At 70.9% G+C, this 21,116-nt stretch carries 15 protein-coding genes; 12 read left to right on the forward strand and 3 right to left on the reverse strand.

The window, feature by feature from the left end; translation table 11 throughout:
• Positions 1-156: 156 nt before the first annotated feature.
• Genes ACLQ2O_RS09145 through ACLQ2O_RS09195 form a run of 11 tightly spaced genes read left to right on the forward strand, consistent with a single transcriptional unit; the run spans position 157 to position 13,565 of the window.
• Positions 157-1,218, forward strand: coding sequence for a LacI family DNA-binding transcriptional regulator (locus tag ACLQ2O_RS09145; RefSeq protein WP_425829260.1), 1,062 nt, complete (start codon positions 157-159; stop codon positions 1,216-1,218).
• Positions 1,215-2,144: an ABC transporter permease gene (locus tag ACLQ2O_RS09150; protein ID WP_425829262.1), complete on the forward strand. Its 930-nt coding sequence runs from the start codon at positions 1,215-1,217 to the stop codon at positions 2,142-2,144. Before ACLQ2O_RS09145 ends, ACLQ2O_RS09150 begins: the two co-directional genes overlap by 4 nt.
• Positions 2,141-3,013, forward strand: a complete 873-nt coding sequence (locus tag ACLQ2O_RS09155; protein WP_425829264.1) for an ABC transporter permease — start codon at positions 2,141-2,143, stop codon at positions 3,011-3,013. Before ACLQ2O_RS09150 ends, ACLQ2O_RS09155 begins: the two co-directional genes overlap by 4 nt.
• 35 nt (positions 3,014-3,048) lie before the next feature.
• Positions 3,049-4,569, forward strand: a complete 1,521-nt coding sequence (locus tag ACLQ2O_RS09160) for an ABC transporter substrate-binding protein (protein WP_425829266.1) — start codon at positions 3,049-3,051, stop codon at positions 4,567-4,569.
• Positions 4,566-5,576, forward strand: a complete 1,011-nt coding sequence (locus tag ACLQ2O_RS09165; protein WP_425829268.1) for an ABC transporter ATP-binding protein — start codon at positions 4,566-4,568, stop codon at positions 5,574-5,576. The genes ACLQ2O_RS09160 and ACLQ2O_RS09165 overlap by 4 nt, the downstream gene beginning before the upstream one ends.
• On the forward strand, positions 5,569-6,387 hold the full coding sequence (locus ACLQ2O_RS09170) for an ABC transporter ATP-binding protein (RefSeq protein WP_425829270.1): 819 nt from the start codon (positions 5,569-5,571) through the stop codon (positions 6,385-6,387). The genes ACLQ2O_RS09165 and ACLQ2O_RS09170 overlap by 8 nt, the downstream gene beginning before the upstream one ends.
• Positions 6,384-8,414, forward strand: a complete 2,031-nt coding sequence (locus tag ACLQ2O_RS09175) for an MGH1-like glycoside hydrolase domain-containing protein (RefSeq protein WP_425829272.1) — start codon at positions 6,384-6,386, stop codon at positions 8,412-8,414. Before ACLQ2O_RS09170 ends, ACLQ2O_RS09175 begins: the two co-directional genes overlap by 4 nt.
• Positions 8,411-10,024 carry an FAD-dependent oxidoreductase gene (locus tag ACLQ2O_RS09180; protein ID WP_425829274.1) on the forward strand — a complete coding sequence of 538 codons (1,614 nt, stop codon included), beginning with the start codon at positions 8,411-8,413 and terminating at the stop codon, positions 10,022-10,024. Before ACLQ2O_RS09175 ends, ACLQ2O_RS09180 begins: the two co-directional genes overlap by 4 nt.
• Positions 10,024-10,929: a dihydrodipicolinate synthase family protein gene (locus ACLQ2O_RS09185; protein ID WP_425829276.1), complete on the forward strand. Its 906-nt coding sequence runs from the start codon at positions 10,024-10,026 to the stop codon at positions 10,927-10,929. Before ACLQ2O_RS09180 ends, ACLQ2O_RS09185 begins: the two co-directional genes overlap by 1 nt.
• Before the next feature lie 3 nt (positions 10,930-10,932).
• Entirely contained in the window at positions 10,933-13,035 is a 2,103-nt protein-coding gene (locus ACLQ2O_RS09190; RefSeq protein ID WP_425829278.1) for an exo-alpha-sialidase, read from the forward strand.
• Positions 13,036-13,061: 26 nt separating this feature from the next.
• Positions 13,062-13,565 (forward strand): hypothetical protein, encoded by a 504-nt coding sequence (locus ACLQ2O_RS09195; protein ID WP_425829280.1) that lies wholly within the window; start codon positions 13,062-13,064, stop codon positions 13,563-13,565.
• On the opposite strand, the gene ACLQ2O_RS09200 is transcribed toward ACLQ2O_RS09195, so the two are convergent.
• Both ACLQ2O_RS09200 and ACLQ2O_RS09205 read right to left on the reverse strand, forming a co-directional pair.
• Complete coding sequence (locus tag ACLQ2O_RS09200) at positions 13,555-15,345, reverse strand: glycerophosphodiester phosphodiesterase family protein (RefSeq protein WP_425829282.1); 1,791 nt, start codon at positions 15,343-15,345, stop codon at positions 13,555-13,557. The two genes, ACLQ2O_RS09195 and ACLQ2O_RS09200, sit on opposite strands and share 11 nt — an antisense overlap.
• A gap of 187 nt (positions 15,346-15,532) precedes the next feature.
• Entirely contained in the window at positions 15,533-16,504 is a 972-nt protein-coding gene (locus ACLQ2O_RS09205; RefSeq protein ID WP_425829284.1) for a helix-turn-helix domain-containing protein, read from the reverse strand.
• 160 nt (positions 16,505-16,664) lie between these two features.
• Between ACLQ2O_RS09205 and ACLQ2O_RS09210 the strand changes: the two genes are divergently transcribed.
• Positions 16,665-20,009 (forward strand): S8 family serine peptidase, encoded by a 3,345-nt coding sequence (locus ACLQ2O_RS09210; RefSeq protein ID WP_425829286.1) that lies wholly within the window; start codon positions 16,665-16,667, stop codon positions 20,007-20,009.
• 269 nt (positions 20,010-20,278) lie between these two features.
• On the opposite strand, the gene ACLQ2O_RS09215 is transcribed toward ACLQ2O_RS09210, so the two are convergent.
• A complete protein-coding gene (locus ACLQ2O_RS09215; RefSeq protein ID WP_425829288.1) occupies positions 20,279-20,887 on the reverse strand; it encodes a hypothetical protein in 609 nt (202 codons plus the stop codon).
• Positions 20,888-21,116: the final 229 nt, after the last annotated feature.

The raw sequence follows: 21,116 nt of genomic DNA on the forward strand, positions 1-21,116 counted from the left end.
GGTCGATCATCACCTCGCGCTACTGGGTCGGGCCATGGCGTGACGTGGCGTCCGGATGGCGAATCGACGCATCTCGCACGACACCTCTTGACGGCTCCCCGGAGCCGCTGGTTACATCGCTCCACCGCAGTCTAATACGTATAAGTGGGAGTTGACGTGGTTCCGTCCGCACCAGTTCCGCGCCGCCGCCGGGCCACCCAGGTGGACCTCGCCAAGCGGGCCGGCGTCTCGCAGGCGACCGTCTCGCTGGTGCTCAGCGGCGGTCCCGCGGCCGACCAGATCGCCGAGCCGACCCGGCAGGCGGTGCTGTCGGCGGCGGCCGAGCTGGGGTACTCGGTGAACATCGCGGCCCGGAGCCTCAAGGGCGGCCGCAACCACCTGCTCGGGCTCTACACCTTCGAGCCGGTCTTCCCGACCGACCAGCGCGACTTCTACTTCCCGTTCCTGCTCGGTGTCGAGGAGGAGACCGCGCGGCAGGGTTACGACCTGCTCCTGTTCAGCTCGGTCACCTCGGGCGACCGGGCGATCTACTCCAGCGGCGCGAACCGGCTGAAGCTCGCCGACGGCTGCGTCCTGCTCGGTCGCAACGTGCGCCGCGAGGAGCTCGCCGAGCTGGTCCGCGAGGACTTCCCGTTCGTGTTCATCGGCCGCCGCGAGCTCGAAGGCGCCGAACTCTCGTACGTCGGTGCCGACTACGTCACCGCCACCAGCAAGTTGGTCGGCGAGCTGACCGATCTCGGCCACGAGCGGATCCTCTACCTGCGGGCCGTCGAGGACACCGAGCCGACCCGCGACCGCGAGGTCGGCTACCGGCAGGGCCTGGCCGCGGCCGGCCTGACGGTGGACGAGTCCCTGATCCGCGAGCTCGAGGACCCGGCCGAGCTGTCCGCGGCCTTCGTCAAGCAACGGATCGCCGAGGACCGGATCACCGCGATCCTGGTCGAGCCGAGCGAGGACAACCGCCTGACCACGGCCCTCGACGCGGTCAGCGCGGCCGTGAGCTTCCCGGCGGACTGCTCGATCGCCCTGCTCGGTGACCCGCCGGCCTGGACGCCGGAGCTGCGTGACTGGACCCGTTTCTCCTTGCCCCGCGCAGAGATGGGCCGTACGGCGGTGCAACTGCTGATAGAGCTTCTGAAGGAGCCCCACAACAAGGCCCACCACGTGACGGTGCCGTGCGCTTTCGTCGCGGGCGACTCGATCGGCCCAGTCCGATGATCCGCCGAGTCGTTCGCCGCCTCCTGATCGGTGTGTTCGTGATGTGGGGCGCGGCCTCGGTCATCTTCGTCATCGTCCGGGCCGCACCTGGTGACCCGGTGACGGTGTTCCTCGGGTCGGACGCCGGCCCGGAGCAGATCGCCCGCCTGACCGAGTCGCTCGGGCTGAACGAGCCGCTGCACACGCAGTACTTCAAGTACCTCGGCGACGTGCTCCAGCTCGACTTCGGAGACTCCTTCCGGCTCGGTCGGCCGGCGATGGACGCCGTGCTGGAACGATTGCCCGCGACCCTCGACCTGACCGTCGCCGCGACCGTCATCGCCGTGGTCGCCGGCCTGATCCTGGGGCTCGTCGCAGGCAGCCGGCCGGGCGGTCCGGTGGACCGAATCGTGTCGGCCGCGACGATCGGCCTGCAGTCGTTCCCGACGTTCTGGGTCGGAATCATGCTGATCCTGACCTTCGCGCTCGGTCTGCGGCTGCTGCCCAGCGCGGGTGTCGGTACGCCGGCGCACCTGGTCCTGCCGGCCGTCACGCTCGCGCTCCCGTTCACGGCGATCGTCGCCCGGCTGACCCGCAGCAGCATCACCGAGTCGATGCGCGAGCAGTACATCCAGACCGCGCTGTCCAAGGGGCTCACCCAGCGGCAGGTCCTGCTCGGGCACGCGCTGCGTAACTCACTGATCCCGGTGGTCACGATCGTCGGGATGCAGTTCGGCGCGCTGATGGGCGGCGCCGTGATCGTGGAGAACGTCTTCGCCTGGCCGGGCCTCGGCTCGCTGGTCGTCGACTCGGTCGCCAACCGCGACTACGCCGTCGTCCAGGCGGTGACCCTGCTGATCGCCGGGATCGTGATGGTGCTCAACATCGTCGCGGACCTGCTCTACGCCCGGCTCGACCCGCGCATCCGGACGGAGGCCGGAGTATGACCGCGACAGTCCTTCCCCAGCAGGTCGCCACCCGCCGGTGGCGCCGCGGAGCGCTCGCTCGTACGCCGTACGTCGTGATCGGTCTCTACGTCCTGGTCGCGCTGATCGGCCCGCTCGTCATCCACTACGACCCGGTCCACACCCCGTTGACCGATCGCCTGCTCGCCCCGGGCGCCCACACGGAGTCGGGTGGAATCGCCTTGCTGGGCACGGACGCGCTCGGCCGGGATCTGCTCGCCCAGATCGTGTACGGCGCTCGCACGTCGCTCCTGATCGGCCTCACGACCGTGCTGGTCGCGTCGGTGGTCGGTGTGACGATCGGTGTCGTGGTCGGCTACGCCCGCGGCTGGGTGGACGCCGTACTGGCCCGGCTCATCGATGTGCTGCAGGCCTTTCCGGCGATTCTGCTCGCGATCGTGATCGCCGGGGTGCTGGCCCGCAGCGTCCTGGTAGTGGTGCTCGCGCTGTCGGTGACGGCGTGGATCTCCTTCGCCCGGGTGACCCGCGGTGTCGCGCTGTCGCTGCGCGAACGGCCGTGGGTCGACGCCGCCCGGGTGATGGGGGTGCCGGTCCGATCGATCATGGTGCGGCACATCCTGCCGTTCACGATCGGTCCGGTGGTCGCCCTGGCGACGCTCGAGTTCTCGCTCGTCGTCCTGGCCGAGGCGGGTCTGAGCTTCCTCGGCATCGGGCTGCCGACCACGGCCGTGTCGTGGGGGCAGACCATCGCGAACGGCCAGCAGTACCTGGAGACCGCCTGGTGGATCTCCACCCTGCCCGGTCTCGCACTGTCGGTGCTGATCATCAGCATCGGCATCCTCGGCGATCAGCTCACCGCCCGTCACGGGCACCGCGGCCGCCGGCTGTGACACGTCTCGTTCGATCTTCCCCGGGAGGGAACCCCATGACCAAGGTGAGCCCACGCAGGTTGCTCGCGGCAACGATCGCCGTCGGCCTGCTGCTGACCGGCTGCTCCACCACGACCGGTGGCAGCGCCGAGGAGAGCGGAGGTGACCGGGACCTGGTGGCCACGGGCACCTACCCGATCGAGAGCCTCGACCCGCACGGCGCCCAGGGCGCCTCGACCGGTACCCAGCTCGCCGCGAAGGCGATCTTCAGCCGGCTGGTGAAGCTGGAGGCCGACGGCAAGGTCAGCGGCGACCTGGCCGAGAAGTGGGAGCCTGGGGCAACTGCCGCCACCTGGACCTTCACCCTGCGCCAAGGCGTCACGTTCAGCGACGGCAAGCCGGTGACGAGTGCCGATGTCGTTGCCTCGTTCAACCGGATGATGACGCTGGACGGGCCGAACGCGGCGAACTTCCCGGATGCCAAGATGACCGCGCCGTCGGCGTCCGAGGTGGTGCTGACCGCGCCGGCACCCGACGCGTCGATCCCGCGCAAGCTCGGGCTGTTCTACGTGATCCCGGCGTCGGTGAAGGCCGACGACACCGCGTTCTTCAACGACCCGGTTGGCTCGGGGCCGTTCGCCGTGGAGCGGTTCAAGCCGAGCGAGGAGCTCGCGCTCGTCCCGAACGAGAAGTACTCCGGCGACAAGCCGCAGCTCGCGCACCTGCAGCTCCGCAACATCCCGGACCTCTCGGCGCGGCTGACCGCGTTGCGGACCGGCGAGGTGGACGTCGTCTGGGGCATCCCCGACGACCAGCTCGCGGTGCTGCGCGGCGAGAACAGCCTGACCGTGCAGACCGTCCCGAGCACCGCGGTGTTCACGATGTGGTTCAACTCCTCGGTCCCCGCGCTGAAGACCCCGGCGGTCCGCCGCGCGCTGTGGCAGGCCGTCGACTTCGAGAAGATCATCAAGGCCCTGTACGCCGAAACCGGCGCACTCGCCGACGCGCCGGTCGCGCCGTCCGTGCTCGGTTACGCCAAGCAGCAGCCGGTCGGCCACGACGCGCAGGCCGCCAAGGCCGCGCTGCAGAATGCGGGCTTCGACTTCGGCAAGAAGCTCCGGCTGCAGTTCTCCGACGCGGAGTTCCGGCCGTTCGTGCAGGCCGTCGCCTCGGCGCTGGCCGAGATCGGTGTCAAGGCCGACGTGCTGGAGAAGGAGAAGGCGGTCTTCACCAAGGACCTGCTCGCGCTCAACTTCGACCTCAACTTCCAGCAGCTCGCCACCCCGACGTACGACGCGGCGAGCAACCTCGGCCGGCTCTACCCGTGCAAGGCCAAGCGCACCGGCTACTGCAACCCCGAGCTCGACGCCCTGCTGGCCAAGGCGGGCGCGAGCCCGGACGACGCCGGGCGCGGCAAGCTCTACGCGCAGGCGAGCGAGATCATCTGGCGCGACGCGGTCGGCATGTTCCCGATGACCGTGCAGCTCGCCTACTCCTGGAAGAAGGGACTCGAGGGCTTCACGCCGGACCCGAGCGGCCTGCCCGACTTCGCCGGCATCAAGGTCGCCGGCTCGTGATCGACAGCCAACTGTCCGAGCGGTCCCCGGCGCTCACCGACGCGCAGCTGCAGGCTGACGAGCTGGTGGTCGACCTGCCGGGTCCGCGCGGTCCGGTCCGGGTGGTGGACGGCGTCTCCTTCGACGTCCCCGCCGGTACGACGGTGGGCCTGATCGGGGAGTCCGGCAGCGGCAAGACGATGACCGCACTCGCGGTGATCGGGCTGCTGCCGGAGGGCGCCGAGACCGGCGGTGAGCTGCGGTGGCAGGGCGAGGACCTGCTGCGGGTCTCCGACGAGCGGCGGCGCCGGGTGCGCGGTCACGAGATCTCGATGATCTTCCAGGACCCGCTGGCCGCGCTGAACCCGAGCCTCACCATCGGCCGTCAGGTCGGCGAGATCCTGCGCCGCGACGGCCGGTCGCGGGCGGACGTTCGCAGTACGGTGATCGACTTGCTGGACCGCGTCGGCGTACCGGAGCCTGCGCAGCGGATGAACAACTATCCGCACGAGTTCTCCGGCGGTCTGCGGCAGCGCGCGATGATCGCGCTGGCGTTGGCGGGCAGCCCGTCGCTGCTGCTCGCCGACGAGCCGACCACCGCGCTCGACGTCACCGTGCAGGCGCGGATCCTGCGGCTGCTGCGCTCGATCCAGCAGGAGGAGGGCCTGGCGATGCTGCTCGTCAGCCACGACCTCCGGGTGATCGCGCACGTCGCCGACCAGGTCGTCGTCATGTACGCCGGACGTGTGGCCGAGCGCGGCCCGGCCGCCGAGGTGCTGCGTCGCGCGGCGCATCCCTACACGCGTGCGCTGGTGGCGAGCGTTCCCGCCGTACGGACTCGTACGGCGCTGGCCGATCCGTTGCCGGGGGCACCGGCGACGCCGGCCAACCGGCCGTCCGGGTGCGCGTTCCACCCGCGGTGCCCGCGGGCCCAGGACCGGTGCCGGACCGAGGTGCCGCTGACGCGGGAGGTCGCGCCGGGCCGGTGGAGCGCGTGCCACTTCGCGGAGGAGGTGCTGGATGTCTGAGCCGCGCGAAAGCAGCGCCGGGGCAACAGTTGCTACGGGCAACTTGCTCGAGGTGTCCGACCTGCGAGTGAGCTTCGGGGCCAAGCGCCACCGGACGGTGGCCGTCGACGGTGTGAGTCTGCACGTCGCGCCGGAGGAGACCCTCGCGGTGGTGGGGGAGTCCGGTTCCGGGAAGACGACCGTCGCCCGGTGCGTGGTCGGGTTGCAGAAGCCCGACTCCGGGACGGTGACCTTCGAGGGTCAGCCGCTGGGACCGGTCGGACGGCGTCCGCCCGAGCGGCAGCGGGCGATCCAGATGGTCTTCCAGGACCCGCGGTCGTCGCTCAACCTGCGGATGACGGTGGCTCAGCTGATCGGCGAGGCGTGGCGGACGCATCCGGCGGCCGCGCCGCCGGGGGATCGGGACGCCGCGCTGCGCGGCGTACTGGCTGATGTCGGGCTCGATGCGGACGTCGCTGAGCGCACTGCTGGGGACCTGTCCGGTGGTCAGTGCCAGCGGGTCAGCATCGCCCGCGCGCTGGCGGTCGGGCCTCGGCTGCTGGTCTGCGACGAGGCCGTGTCCGCGCTCGACGTCTCCGTGCAGGCGCAGATCCTGCGGCTGCTGGTCGAGCTCCGGCGCAGTCACCACCTGGCGCTGCTGTTCATCTCGCACGACCTCGGAGTGGTGCACCAGATCGCCGATCGGGTGGCCGTGATGCGCAACGGCGCGGTCGTGGAAGAAGGACCTGCCAGTGACGTGCTCGGTGCGCCGCGGCACGAGTACACCCAAGCCCTGCTCGACGCCGCCCTGGATCTGGGAGTTGACGAATGACCGTCGGATGGAACACGTGGGACGTCGACACCCATACCGGGATGGTGCACCTGCCCTCGGGGTTGCGGGTGCGGTTCGGCGTACCGGGGTCTCCGGTCGACGGGTTCACTTGGCGCGACGGGCTCGTCCGGCTCGGCCATCACAGCGTGGACGGGCGCTTTGCGGAGGTCACGGTCGAGGCCGGTGGCGCGCAGTTGCGGCTGGTGATGGCCGGTGGTTCCGGCGAGGCGTTGTACGTGAGTGCCGAGGGGACCGCTGGGGTGGTCGCGGTGCTCGACGGCTGGCGGGACGCGGCGGTCGAGGTCGTGGACGAGTCGATCCGCGTCGACGGACGGCTGTGGCGGATCGAGAGCTCGACGCCTGCGCTGACGGCCGGACTGTCGTTGGAGTTCGCCGGCTCGGTCGACCTGGTGATCGCTCCCGAAGGCGTGCCCACCGAGGACCTGGGGTCTGTGCTCGAAAGCCGACGGGCCGAGGTCGACCGTACGGCGCTGCGCTCGGACGGCTGGCTGGGCGACGCGGCCGCGGCCGCGACCCGTGCGGTCACCTGGAACACGATCTACGCGCCGGACCTCGGCCGGGTTCTGACGCCGACCTCACGGGACTTCGTGTCCGTCCGCCGGAAGGGCTTCTACGGCACCTGGGCCCTGCACGCCTGGGACACGTTCTTCACCGGACTCGTGGCCTCCAGCATCGACCGTGACGAGGCGCGGCGGATCTTCGCGCAGATCCTGCCCTTCGCCGACGACGCGGGCATGATCCCGAACCGGATCTCCGACGAACGGGGCACCACCGCGGACCGGTCGCAACCACCGGTCGGCGCACTGACCGTCTTCAAGGCCTACCTCGCGAGCGGTCTGTCCTCCGCCACCCGCGACCGGGAGTTGCTGGAGGCAACCTTTCCGGCGCTGCTGGCCTGGCACGACTGGTGGCCGGGCGCGCGCCGCGGTCCGCACGGTCTGCTGACCTGGGGATCGGACCCGATCGAGGGCGACGAGGAGTCGGCGACCCTGGACCGGACCAAGCGGGAGTCCGGGCTCGACGACTCCCCGATGTACGACGACGCGCGGTACCTGCCGGCGACCCACACGATGGACCTGACCGATGTCGGCCTGGTCGCGCTGCACATCGCGGACGCGGAGGCACTCGCCGGGATCGCCGACGTACTGGGTGAGACCGCGACGGCCGAACGCCTGCGGGTCGAGGTCGGTGAGGCACGCGCGGCGGCCGAGAAGCTGCTGTGGGACGGCGACGGCTACCGCAACCTTCGGGCTGACGGCACGCACGATCAGCACGTCTCGCCGACGCTGCTCTACCCGCTGCTGGCCGGGCTCCCGGACGCCGAGCGAGCGGCCGAGCTCGCTGCCCGGTTGCTGAAGCCCGAGACCCTCGGCGGCGATCCGCCGTTGCCGAGCGTGGCCCGCGACGACCCGGGGTACGCGGCGACGTACTGGCGTGGACGGATCTGGGCGCCGATGGCGTACCTCGCGATCGAGGGCCTGCGGCGGTACGAACTCACCGATACGAGTCGTCCGTTGGTCACCGCGCTGCTGCGGCTGTTCCTGTCCGAGTGGGACAAGCACAGCCACGTCCGCGAGAACTACCCGGCGACCGTGGGCGAGGACGTTCGCGCCTTCGCGGCGCGCTCCGACGGGCTGATGGCCTGGGGCGGCCTGCTGGCCTACCTCGCGTACGGCGAACTGGCGGACGCGCGCGTGGACGGCTGGCGCTTCGCCCACCCGGGCGAGGCCGCCGAGCTGGTGAACCTGCCGCTGGGCGACGGGCGGCTGGCCGTCGTCGCAGGGGAGCGGCTGACCGTTTCGCTGGGCGACCAGGTGCTGCTCGTGGCCGATCCGGGCGTCGTGGTCACGGCGTACCGGCGTACGGGTGAAGAGGTCAGCGGTACGGCGCACGGCACCGGCGAGCTATTGGTCACGCCACCCGGAGGCGGTGAGCCGGTCCGGCTGACAGTTCAGGGCGCGCCTTGCCCTTTTCGATATGAGACAGACAGGGGAATCTCCGAGTGACAAGGCAATCCGAGACAGAGACCGACATCGTCGTCGCGGGCGGTGGGCTCGGCGGAGTGGCGGCCGCGCTGGCCGCGCTGCGGCGGGGACGGTCGGTGGTGCTCGTCGAGGAGACGGGCTGGATCGGCGGTCAGCTCACCAGTCAGGGCGTGCCGCCGGACGAGCACACCTGGATCGAGCAGTTCGGCTGCACCCGGTCCTACCGCGGGCTGCGGGACAAGATCCGCGACTACTACCGCACCTGGTACCCGCTGACCGACGAGGCGCGCGCCCGGCCGGACCTCAACCCGGGCGAGGGCCGGGTGTCGAGGCTCTGCCACGAGCCCAAGGTCGCCGTCGCGGTGCTGGAGGCGATGGTCGCGCCGTACGTCGGGTCCGGGCGCCTGCGCATCCTGTACGGCTCCCGCGTCGTCGCGGCGGACGTCGACGGGGACACCGTGCGGGCCGTCACCGTTGAAGGACCCGAGGGCGAGCAGCTGGTGGTGTCGGCGTCGTACGTGCTGGATGCGACCGAGCTGGGCGACCTGCTGCCGCTGACCGGCGCCGAGCACGTGACCGGCTTCGAGTCCGGCCGGGAGACCGGGGAGCCGAGTGCGCCCGACGAAGCGCAACCGGACAACATGCAGGCGTTCTCGTGGCTGTTCGCGATCGACCACCGCGCCGGTGAGGACCACACGATCGACCGCCCGGCCGGCTACTCCGACTGGGTGCGCTACCAGCCGCCGAAGTGGCCGAACCCGCTGCTGAGCCTGCACGCGCCGGACCCGCGGACGCTGGAGAACGTCCGCCGTGACTTCATCCCGAACGCCGAGTCGGGGCCCGTGGTCGCCGACCAGCGCGCGGATCCCGGCGACAAGGAGCTGTGGGCGTTCCGGCGGGTGCTGTCGCGCAAGGTGTTCCGGCCGGGCTTCGCGGCCAGCGACGTGACGATCGTGAACTGGCCGATGATCGACTACCTGCCCGGCCCGCTGATCGGAGTGAGCGACGACGAGCGCAACAAGCACCTCGCCGGCGCCCGGGAGCTGAGCCTGAGCATGCTGTACTGGCTGCAGACCGAGGCACCCCGGCTCGACGGCGGGACCGGCTGGCCCGGCCTCAGGCTGCGCGGCGACGTGCTGGGAACGGCCGACGGGTTGGCCAAGGCGCCGTACATCAGGGAATCGCGGCGGATCGAGGCGCGGTACCGGATCGTCGAGCAGGACCTGTCGATGCAGGTTCGCGGTGACCGCGGCGCGGTGAACTACCCGGACTCGATCGGCGTCGGGATGTACCGGATCGACCTGCACCCGTCGACCGGCGGCGACACCTACATCGACGTCGCGAGCTGCCCGTTCCAGATCCCGCTCGGCGCGCTGCTGCCGGTCCGGATGCGCAACCTGTTGGCGGCCGCGAAGAACATCGGGACGACGCACATCACCAACGGGTGCTACCGCCTGCACCCGGTGGAGTGGAACGTCGGCGAGGTGGCCGGCGCGCTCGCCGCGCACTGCCTCGACAACGCGCTGGAGCCCGAGCAGGTCCATGCCGACAGCAACCGGTTGCGCGCGTTCCAGGGCGAACTGGTGGCCGACGGCATCGAGCTCGCCTGGCCCGAGGTCAAGGGGTACTGATGCCGACCGACGGAAGACACCTGCTGTCCGGGGTGATGATCCCGCTCGTCACGCCGATGTCGGCACCGGGCCGGCCGAGCGATGCCGACGACCTGCTCCGGGCGATGGCCGGTACGGGGGCGCGCAGCCTGATGCTGTTCGGCAGCAACGGGGAAGGACCGCTGCTGCCGGTCTCGGCGCTCGCGGAGTTCGCCGTACGGACTGCTGCGTTGTGGCGGGAGCTCACGGGTGGGCCGGTGCTGTGCAACGTCACCGCGGCCGGAACCGCCGAGGTGCTGGAGCGTACGGAGGCCGTGGCCGCCGCGCGACCTGATGCGCTCGTGCTCAGTCCGCCGATCTACTTCCACCACCGCGAGGACGAGATCGCCGGTCACTACGCGGCGCTGGCCTCGGTCGGCGTACCGGTGGTGGCCTACAACGCGCCGCGCTACAGCAATCCGCTCAGCCCGGCCTTGATCGACGCGCTCGTCGCCATGCCGCACGTCGTCGGGATCAAGGACAGTTCGGGCGATCTCGATTTCTTCAAGCACCTGGTGGCTGCCCGCCGGCCGGACTTCGGCGTGAGCCAGGGGGCTGAGACCCAGTTGCTCGACGCGCTGCGGCTGGGTGCCGACGGGGTCGTCCCAGGCATCGCCAACCTCGCGCCCCGGCTGGCGGTCGAGCTCGTGGCGGCCTTCGAGACCGGTCGTGACGCCGACGCCGCCGAGGCCCAACGACGGCTCACCCATCTGCTGGCGCTGCACAAGATCCGGCCGGGGGTGCCGGCGATCAAGGCCGTGCTCGCCGACCGGGGACTCTGCCCGCCGTACGTCGCCGCACCGCTCGCGGCCTGCACCGAGACCGAACAGCGCGACCTGGTCGCGTCGCTCAGCACCGAGGAAGCTCATCTCTTGACCCGGAGGTAAGTCGTGAGGCACACCCCACCGAGCCGTATCGCCCGCAGAACCTTTGGACTCGGCGTCGCTGCCGTCACAGCGGCCGCCGCACTCAACGACCAGGCCCAAGCCGCTCCCGACCAGACCGTCCCGGGACACCGGCCGCACCGCCCGCGCCCGGTCACCTTCGACGACACCACCCTGTGGGACAACACCGTCGACCCGCTCGAGAGCTACCACGTGCACGGACTCGCGGTCCTGCCCGACGACACGATCCTGGTCGCCACCGAAGGCCGGCACGAGGTCTGCGACGCCGGACCGCGCGACCTCCTCGTCCGCCGAAGCTCGGACGGCGGCAACACCTGGGAGGCGACCCAGACCCTGGTCGCCTCGGTCGACGGCCAGTCGTGGGGCAACCCGGCCTTCGTCGTCGACCGGACCACCGGCGGGATCTTCCTGTTCTACATGCTGTCACTGCGGTTGCCCGAGAACACCACCTGCTCGGGCGACATCGGCGACCTCTACATGATCTCCAGCGCGGACGGCGGCCGGACCTGGACCGCGCCGCAGGAGATGTCGGGGCTCTTCGACCACTTCCCGTACGACTGGGCACTGCACGGTCCCGGCCCGGGGCACGGCATCCAGCTCGACAACGGCCGGCTGCTGCTGAACTGCTCGCACCGCCGCGTCATCATCGGCAACACCGTCGAGCAGCGGTTCTACGGCGTCGCCTCGATCTACAGCGACGACCACGGCGCCACCTGGAAGACCACCGGCGAGGTCCCGGTCTCGGTCGACTACCCGATCAACGAGGCCCGGGTCTTCCAGCGGTCCGACGGCACCGTGGTCGTCAACGGCCGGGCGGCGTCCGGCGGCAACCGGCAGCGGATCGTTGCCGTCAGCACCGATCGTGGGCTGACCTGGTCGCCGCCGCGGCTGGACGGTGCCACCGGTACCTTCAACGCGGTCGACGCCAGCCTGCTGCGCTACTCCGGCGGCGGGCACGAGGTCGACCGGTTGCTCTTCAGCCGGCCGGACTCGCCCGTCCGGACCAACATGACGGTGTCGGTGAGCTACGACGAGGGCCACTCGTTCCGCTACAGCAAGGTGATCAACCCGGGCCGGTCCTACTACTCCGAGCTCGCGCGGCTGTCCGACGGCACGATCCTGCTGGTCTACGGCTGCGACGGCGACAACCCGAGCTTCCCGCGCCGGGTCGCGATCTGCCGGTTCTCGCTGGAGTGGCTCACCTCGGGTCGCGACAGCCTGCTGAAGGGACCGGGTCTTACCGAGCAGGTGGTCGACCTCGCGCTCAACGGTTCCCCGTCCGCCGGGACGCTGGCGAGCGTCGCCGATCCGGTCGCCCGGCAGGGGAGCCGGGCCGTGTTCACGCCGAGCAAGGTCGGTGCGTACGTCGAGTACTCCGTCGACGTACGACGGACAGGCACGTACGAGTTGCTGCTCAGGTACTTCCGGGCCGACGCCGGTGGCCTGGTGACCGTCACGGTCGACGGTCAGCGTCCCGACATCGCGGTGCTCGACCTGACGGCGGATCGCTCGGACGGGTACGACGTCGTACAGCTCGGGAAGCTGCACCTGAAGGCCGGCCGGCGCAAGATCAGGTTCACCGCGTCGGGCGCCGGCCGGGGTGGCGGCTCGCTGATCTCGCTGGACGCGCTGAGCCTGATCACGGCGAGGGGTACGGCGGACGTCCGCAACGAGGTGATCGTCGACAACGACGAGCTCGGCTACTCGACCGTCGCCGGTGCGGCCTGGTCAGCGGCCACGGGCGTGGCCGGCTACCGGGGCGGCAACTACCGCTCGGTCCCGGCCGGTACCGGGTTGCGGTCCGTGCGCTGGACGCTGGTGGTCCCGCGCGAGGACGAGTACGAGGTCCAGGTGTCGTACACGATGCACGAGAACCGGGCGTCGAACGCGCCGTACAAGATCACGCACGCCCGGGGGACCACCATGGTGCCGGTCAACCAGCGGCTCGCGGGGACGACGGAGCCGCGCGGTGGGTCGTGGGCGTCGCTCGGGACGTTCCGCTTCCGTGAAGGACTGACCTCGATCGACCTGAGCGACGCCGGGAACGGGTTCGTGATCGCCGACGCGGTCCGGCTGATCCGGCGCTGAGCTCCCGGAGTCGATAGGCTGCCGCGATGTCAACGCGTGAGGCGGTTGAGTGGCGGCAGCCAGGCGACGGTACGTCGAGCCCGCCGCGGGTCAGCGCGGCCGGGCACTTCTTCTTCGGCCTGCTGTGCCTGGCGACGGCCCTGGCGGGCCCGGCCCTGCTCGGCTTCGCGTTCTGGATCGACAACGCGGACGTGGACGGGAAGCGGTGGTTGATCGTCCTGATCGCCGCGGTGCTGACCGTCTTCTTCGGCTGGATGAGCGCGGCCTGGTGGCGCGGCAGCGTGCGCGCGCGGCGGGACACGAAGGTGCTCGACGCGGCCGGCTCCCCGGCGACCGCCGAGATCCTGTCGGTCCGCTCCAGGTCCTGGCACGACGAGGACGGCGTCGAGCTCGGGCTGCGGGTGAGCGGTGACGGGTTCGCGCCGTTCGAGACGACCTGGCACTGGAGGAAGGACCGCGACTTCGTGGTGGGCGGACGGCTCGACGTACTGGTCGAGCCGTCCACCCGCCTGTTCGAGGTCAGGACCTGAGGAAGTCCTCGAGGCCGTGCAGGTCGTCGGTGTTGAGGTGGTCGACGCCAGCCGCGGCCAGCTCGGACCAGAGCGCCTCGCGGGCGGCGCCGCGGGTGTCGGGGGTCTCCCAGAAGCGCACCCGGTAGCCGGCGCGGTGCGCGGTGGTGACGATCTGCCGGAGCTTCTCGCGCTCCACGACCGGGAACGGGCCGACGCCGCGCCAGGTGAAGTTGTTCGACCAGTTGTCGCTGACCAGCGGCATCAGCGACGCCGGCAGCTTCGAGCTCAGGTCGGACAGGCGGCCGTCGTAGCCGGCGTACCGGATCTTCTGGGCCTTCAGCACGTCGAGCGGGCGGTTGCCGCTGATCACCGCGGTGACCGGGCCGCGGAAGGTGCGACCGTCGGCGAAGATCGTGCTGATCCCGCGGTACTTGCGCAGCGCGGCGTCGATCGCGGTGTACGTGGTCGGGCCGTCGCTCTTGATGTCGATCAGCAGCTGGAACTCCCGGCCGCGCTGGTAGACCTCACCGTGGTTGGCGCGGACCCGGTCGGCCAGCGGCTTCAGGTACAGGCTCTCCAGCGTCCGTCCCGGGACGGCGTCGTCCAGGTCGTGCGCGACCCGCAGCTCGCCGTCGATCAGCCAGACGTCGGCCTCGACCGAGTTGAACCCGCGGTCCAGCGCGTCCTGCAGCGGATGCCGGTGCTCGTAGTCGTTGTGCGCGTGCGCCGACGCCAGCGGCCGGATCGCCGGTGCGTCGTACGCCTTGGGCAGGCGGAAACCGTTGTCGCGCGCCACCTGACGCAGGCGGTCGGGGTAGTCGGAGATGATTCCGTCGACACCCTTGCCGATCAGCGACTCCATCGTCGCCGGGTCGTCGACGGTCCACGGAACGACCTTCATCCCGGCCTTGTGCGCAGACTTCACCATCGCCTCGGTCACGTACGGCTTGTACGCCGGGTCGCCGACCTTGCCGTCCTGCGGGAACCCGTGCACCGGGGAGATCGCGCTCGCGCCGAACGACTTGGTTGCCTTGACCAGGTCGCCGCCGAAGTCGTCGATGTCGATCCCGCCCAGCCACGGTGACTTGCCGGGCTGACCGGTCTGCAGGAAGTCGTAGTTGGTCAGCGCGACCAGCGGCAGCTCGGGCGCGACCTGGCGCATCCGCATCAGCGAGCCCCAGTCGAAGCTCTGGATCGTCACCTGCCGGCTGATCCGCGCCTTGCGGACCTCCTGCGAGACGACCTGGACGAACTGCTCGCGCGGCGCGGTCTCGGTCGGCGCGCCGGCCTCGACCTTGGTCTCGATGTTCAGCTTCACGTCGTTCGCGCGGAAACGCTGCACGAGCGCGAACACCTCGCGCAGCTCCGGCATCCGGGCGCCGGCGTCGGGCGTCTGGCCGGGGAAGCCCGCCTGGGGGAGCGAGCCGCAGTCGAGCTGGCGGACCTGGTTCAGCGTCAGCGTGTTGACGTACTTGCCGACGTACGGGTACTCGGGGTCTCCTGCGGTGTAGGGCGCGGTGTCCTTGCACTTGGACCCGGTGACCTTGCGGTCGTGCGTGACGACGGCATGGCCGTCCTCGGTGATCTGGACGTCGAGCTCGAGGGTGCTGACTCCGGTCTCGAGGCCGCGGGTGAACGACGCGATCGTGGACTCGACGGTGAGGCCGAGGCCACCGCGGTGGGCCTGCAGGTCGAGCGTGCGGCCGCGGTAGGCGGACGCCTCGACGGTGACCAGGCCCTGACCCAGCAGGGCGGCGGTGAGGGCGAGCGGGAGCAGCGCGCGGGGGAGGCGGCGCATGAGGGGATCCTGTTCGTCGGCGGAGGGGTCGGGTGGGCCCGATGCTTCAGGGCTTCGGGATACCCGGTGCCACCCGAAGGTAACCAACGAAAGGCCGACTGGTAACCGCCTGGCGCCGGTCACTTACCGTACGCAGCAGGCCGACGGGCCTGTACGGCGTGAGGCGGCGCCGCCGTACGGCCTCGCGTCAGAGCCAGCCGCGGCGGGCGGCGTGGTAGCCGAGCTGGAGGCGGGTGTCGGCCGAGACCAGGTCCATCAGCGCGCGGACCCGGCGCTGGACCGTGCGCATCGACAGGCCCAGCTGGTTCGCGGCGGCCTGGTCGGTGAGCCCGGCGAGCAGCAGCCCGAGGATCTGGGCGTCGAGCTCGGGCAGCCCGTCGGCGGTCGGACTCTCCTCGACGACGCCCTCGCTGCCGAACACCAGCGGCATCGCCTCCCGCCAGACCCGGTCGAACAGCGCCAGCAGGCCGTCGAGCATGCCGCTGCTGTGCACGATCAGCGCCCCGATGTCGCGGCGCGAACCCGACACGAGCGGGACCAGTGCGATCCGCCGGTCCACGATCAGCAGCCGGATCGGCAGCTCGGGCACCACCCGGACCTCTTCGCCGGCCCGCAGCGAGTCCGCGGCGGCGGGGAAGAAGCCGGGCCGGTCGAAGGAGTTGCGCTCGATCACCACGCGGTAGCGCACGCCGCGGGTGACGGCCGCGTCCTCGGCGGTGTTCTCCTCGGCCGCGACCGCCGCGACCTCCGCCTTGACGAAGCAGAGGACCTCCTCGCGGGCGGACATCTGGAGCTGCGTGAACCGCTGACCGACCGCCTTCGTGCCGCGGACCACGTCGACCACGTCGCTGACCGATCGATCGGTGTCGGTCCCGCGGTAGATCTCGGCGAGCGACTCGATCTCCCGCTGGGCCCGCCGGAGCTCCTCCTCGCGCTGCACGGCCAGAGCGGCCAGGGCCACCGACGGCGGCGAGGCGACGTACCGGTCGGTGCCGCTGCTGGAGCGGGCGGCCAGGCCGCCGCTCTCCAGGGCGGCCAGCGAGCGGGCGGCCTCCACCGGGTGACAGCCGAGCCGCTCGGCCAGTTCGTCGGCGTTGTACGACGGCACCTCGACCAGCGCGCGGTAGGCGAGTTCTTCGGTGTTTTCGAGTCCGAGCACGTCGAGCACGATGCCTCCCAGATCACCGGTGTGCGGCGGGCGGCCGCTGGCGGATTCCCGAATTGTCGCAATCCTGCCAGCTCATCGGCTGATTCCGCTGGCGGTTTTGCGATGAACTGACGGCCGACATCACCCTCCCTGCCCTCGAAGGTGGTCCCCGATGCTCTCCCGCTTCCTGGTCGGCGCAGCAGTCACCTCGCTGCTCGCCACCGCCCTCGTTCCCGCTGCGGCCGCTCCCGGCGCGGACCCTCCGAAGGGACTCCCGCTCGGCGTGGACAGCGCCAAGGTCGTCACGCTGCTCACCGGTGACAAGGTTCAGCTCACGCCCGCCGGTGAGGGCCGCAGCAACGTCCGGTTCGTCGCCGCCGATCCCTCCGCCGGCGGCTACGAGACGAGGACGGTCGGCAAGGACCTGTACGTCGTACCGGACAGTGCCGCGAAGCTCGTCCAGAGCGGCAAGGTCGACGACGCGCTGTTCAACGTGAGCGGTCTGATCCGGCAGGGCTTCGACGACGCCGGCACCGACCGCGTCTCGGTCATCACGACGTACAAGTCGACCCTGCGCTCCCAGCCCGCGGTGCCGGCCGGCTCCGTGCGCACCCGTTCGCTGCCGTCGGTCGGCGCCTCGGCGCTGCGCACCGACAAGAACCGGGCCAGGGAGACCTGGCGGGCGCTCACCTCGGCGTCCGACCCGGCCGGGCGCGAGCTGGACAAGATCTGGCTGGACGCGAAGGTCACCAAGACCCTCGACGAGAGCGTCCCGTACGTCGGTGCGCCGCAGGCCTGGCGCGCCGGCTTCGACGGCGCGGGCACGACGGTCGCCGTACTGGACTCCGGCGTGGACGCCGAGCACCCGGACCTGGCCGGTGCCGTCCGGGCGCAGAAGAACTTCACCGACAGCCCCGACGTCGCCGACCACGACGGGCACGGCACCCACACCTCCTCCACGGTCGCCGGACGCGGTACGGCGTCGGGCGGGCGCAACAAAGGGGTCGCGCCGGGCGCCGAACTGCTCTCCGGCAAGGTGCTGAACGACTCCGGCAGCGGTGACCTGTCCTGGATCATCGCCGGGATGGAGTGGGCCGTCGCCGAGGGCGCCGACGTGATCAGCATGAGCATCGGGACCTCCGAGCCGGTCGACTGCACCGATCCGATGGCCGAAGCCGTCGACCGGATCAGCGCCTCCTCCGGCGTCCTGTTCGTCGTCGCCGCGGGCAACCTGTACGGCCCGTCCGAGACGATCACCAGCCCGGGCTGCGCCGCGTCGGCGCTGACCGTGGCCGCGACCGACCTGAGCTCGAAGACCGCCGATTTCTCCAGCCGTGGTCCGGTGCTGACCAACCACGCGGTGAAGCCCGACATCGCCGCTCCCGGCGTCGACATCACCGCCGCGCGGGCCGGCGGACGCGGCGACACGGCGTACACCGACATGAGCGGTACGTCGATGGCGACGCCGCACGTCGCCGGTGCGGCCGCGATCCTCAAGCAGCAGCACCCGAGCTGGACCGGCCAGCAGCTCAAGGCCGCGCTGCAGAGCAGCGTGCGGTCGGCCTCGACCACCGGGGTCTACGACCAGGGCGCCGGTGAGCTGAACGTCGCCAACGCCGTCGCGCAGCAGGTGACCGGACCGGGCACGACCGACCTCGGCACGTTCGCGTGGCCGCACAAGCCGTCGGAGAAGGTCACCAAGCCGCTGACCTACACCAACTCCGGCAAGACGCCGGTGACGCTGCGGTTCTCCGCCGACGTCCGCGGCAACAACGGCAAACCGCTGCCGCGCTCGGCCGTCCAGCTCGGCGTCACGACGCTCAAGGTCCCGGCCGGAAAGTCGGCCGCACTCCCGCTCGAGATCGACCCGTCGGCCAAGATCGACCACGGCCTGTACGGCGCGGTCAGCGCGCGCATCGTTGCCACCAGCAACGACGGGCGGACCGCCGTCACCCCGGTCGGGTTCTACCTCGAGCCGCAGAGCGTCGACCTCACCGTCAAGCTGATCGACCGCACCGGCAAGCCCGCCGCGTCGATCACCGCGCTCGACGTCTTCGACCTCGACAGCATCGCCGCGCAGCGGATCGGCTTCGACGGCGCCGACCAGACCCTGCGCCTGCGCGCCGGGAGCTATTCTCTGGCCGCGACGATCGCGACCGAGGGCGCAGACGGTCAGATCGAGTCCTACGCCTTCCTCGGCGACCCCGAGCTGAAGCTCACGAAGAACACCACGATCACGTACGACGCCCGCAAGGCGGTGCAGACCAAGGTCACCACCGAACGGCCGAGCGAGCGGCGCGGGGGGAGCCTCACCTACGGCCGGGTGGTCGAGGGGTGGGTCCTGTCCAGCAGCCGCAACATCTTCCCGACGGTCAAGGCCGTCTACCTCGCCGACACCTCGACCAAGGCCAAGCGCGGCACCTTCGAGGTCGTCGAGGGCTGGCAGCTGGAGTCACCCGAGTGGGCGCCGGCGCCGTACCTCTACAGCCTGGCCTTCACGCACACCGGGCAGATCAAGGGCAACACAACGCACAAGGTGAAGGACCGTGCGCTGGCCTCGATCGACGCGACCTACTACACGCCGGGCAAGAACTACACCTACTCCGAGTACGTCGACGTCTGGCGGCCGTGGAGCCTGAACCTGATCCCCACCGGCGACCGGGGTCAGGTGGCCGCACCGAACCGGGTCGAGCACCTGGTCACGGCGGAGAAGAACACCAAGGTGAGCCAGATGGTCGGGCACTCCGACGCCATGGCCTGGCCGTTCGCGACGCTGATGACGTCGACCGCGAAGGCGTACAAGGCGGGCAGCCGGCAGCAGGAGAGCTGGTACAAGGCGGGGCTGCGGCCGGGCATGCTCCGGGACCAGGCGAGCGGGCTCGCCGTCGTACCGGCGGCCCGGAACGGGAACGCGATCTGGAGCAACTTCCCGACCTGGTCCGACACCGAGCCGGGGCACTTCTCGATGGGAGGGTTCCTCGACCAGGGGGCCACCGAGCTGCTCGCGGACGGCGTCTCGCTCGGCGACTACCAGTGGTTCGGGCAGGGGAACTGGGACGTCCCGGCGCAGCCGGCCGACCTGGAGCTGGTCTACAAGCTGAACCGCTGGCAGCGCGGCGAGTTCTCCTGGGAGTCGCCGACCGACACCGACACGCGCTGGCGGTTCAGGTCGTCGGCGGCTGACTCCGGCAAGCCGCTGCCGCTGCTGTGGCCCGACTACGACCTGAACGTCGACGTGAACGACCGGGCGCCGAAGGTGGCGAACTACCCGGTCACGATCACGGCCGGCGCGGGGGAGTGGTACCAGCCCGGGCGGATCACGGCGGCGAAGGTCTGGGCGTCGTACGACGACGGGGTGACCTGGGTGGAGGTGCCGGTGAAGAACAACGGCACGAAGGTGACCGCGACGGTCGACAACACTCCGGCGACCGGCAGCGTGTCGCTGAAGACCGAGCTGACCGATGCCGGTGGCAAGAGCGTCACGCAGGTCCTGAAGCGATTCTACGGAATTCGCTAGACGGGCCCGGACAAGAAGCTGCCGGGCATCCCAGGGGGCGCTGGGATGCCCGGCTCAGTCTTTCGAAGATTGTGGTGCCGGACCGGGAAGCGCCTCACGGCGCGTGGCCGCTCGGAGCGGCTATTTTTGGGACCCGGGGCTACCGCGGCCCGACACCTTCACCATTGTAACCGGTGCCCAAATGCCTTGTCCTGTTGAGTTTCCGGGGCAGGGATCGCTTAGCACCAACCCAGGATCTGTGCAAGTAGCGTGGCCGAACTGCCGGTGAACTACCAGAGTTGCCCGGCACGTTCCGAGCGGGCCGCGACCGCCAGCTGGTCGGCCATCTCGACCAGCTTGGACGCCGACCGGACCTGGTCGTGCCCGTCGTCGGCCAGGTGCGCCCGGCCGGTCGCCACGATCCGGGCGAACGCGGCCGCGCGGTCCAGCGTGGTCGCGAAATCGCCCGTCGCGACACCCCGCAGTACGGCGTCGACCATCGCGCGCACCTCGTCCGGGCCCGGCGGGTCGGCCACACCGGCCACCACCGCGTGGACCTCGGCGTACTCGCGGCCGGTCGCGTACTCCCGGGCGACGGCCTCGGCGCTCGAGTGCACCCAGGAGCGCAGCACGTAAAGCCGCCAGAGCGAGCCGGGCAGAGAGTCGGCGGGCGCGTCGGACCAGAGGTCGGCCAGCTCGTCCAGACCGTAGTCGTCGGCGAGCTTGACCACCCGCGCGACCACCTCCGCGTCCTCACTCGACCGGGCCCCCCGAACCAGCAGCTCGGCGGTCCGGTGCGCCACCTCGGCCACCTTCGCCGGGTCGGCCGCCGCACCGGGCAGCGACTCGAACAGCTGGTTACCCGGCAGAATCGGCCGGCGCGGAGTAGGAACGGTCACGCAGCCATGATCCCCGACGCCCGCCCACACCGCATTTCGACCCGACGCCCACCTCGACGCCACCCCCGACCTCGCCCACGACCCGGCCCACCCACGACCCGGCCCACCCCTCGACCCGGCCCACCCCCCGACCTCTCGCCGCCGCCCCCTTCGCCCCGCCCACCCTCCACCCCTCTCCGGCCGCCCCCGGTCGTTCCCGTCCGACTTTGTGCACCGCTCAGTCATGATT

It is taken from the genome of Kribbella sp. DT2, assembly GCF_049844575.1.
Taxonomy (GTDB): domain Bacteria; phylum Actinomycetota; class Actinomycetes; order Propionibacteriales; family Kribbellaceae; genus Kribbella.

Coding starts and splice junctions, on each gene's coding strand:
- ACLQ2O_RS09150 (WP_425829262.1), top strand. CDS start 1,215: ATGATCCGCCGAGTCGTTCGCCGCCTCCTGATCGGTGTGTTCGTGATG.
- ACLQ2O_RS09155 (WP_425829264.1), top strand. CDS start 2,141: ATGACCGCGACAGTCCTTCCCCAGCAGGTCGCCACCCGCCGGTGGCGC.
- ACLQ2O_RS09160 (WP_425829266.1), top strand. CDS start 3,049: ATGACCAAGGTGAGCCCACGCAGGTTGCTCGCGGCAACGATCGCCGTC.
- ACLQ2O_RS09170 (WP_425829270.1), top strand. CDS start 5,569: ATGTCTGAGCCGCGCGAAAGCAGCGCCGGGGCAACAGTTGCTACGGGC.
- ACLQ2O_RS09175 (WP_425829272.1), top strand. CDS start 6,384: ATGACCGTCGGATGGAACACGTGGGACGTCGACACCCATACCGGGATG.
- ACLQ2O_RS09185 (WP_425829276.1), top strand. CDS start 10,024: ATGCCGACCGACGGAAGACACCTGCTGTCCGGGGTGATGATCCCGCTC.
- ACLQ2O_RS09195 (WP_425829280.1), top strand. CDS start 13,062: ATGTCAACGCGTGAGGCGGTTGAGTGGCGGCAGCCAGGCGACGGTACG.
- ACLQ2O_RS09200 (WP_425829282.1), bottom strand. CDS start 15,345: ATGCGCCGCCTCCCCCGCGCGCTGCTCCCGCTCGCCCTCACCGCCGCC.
- ACLQ2O_RS09210 (WP_425829286.1), top strand. CDS start 16,665: ATGCTCTCCCGCTTCCTGGTCGGCGCAGCAGTCACCTCGCTGCTCGCC.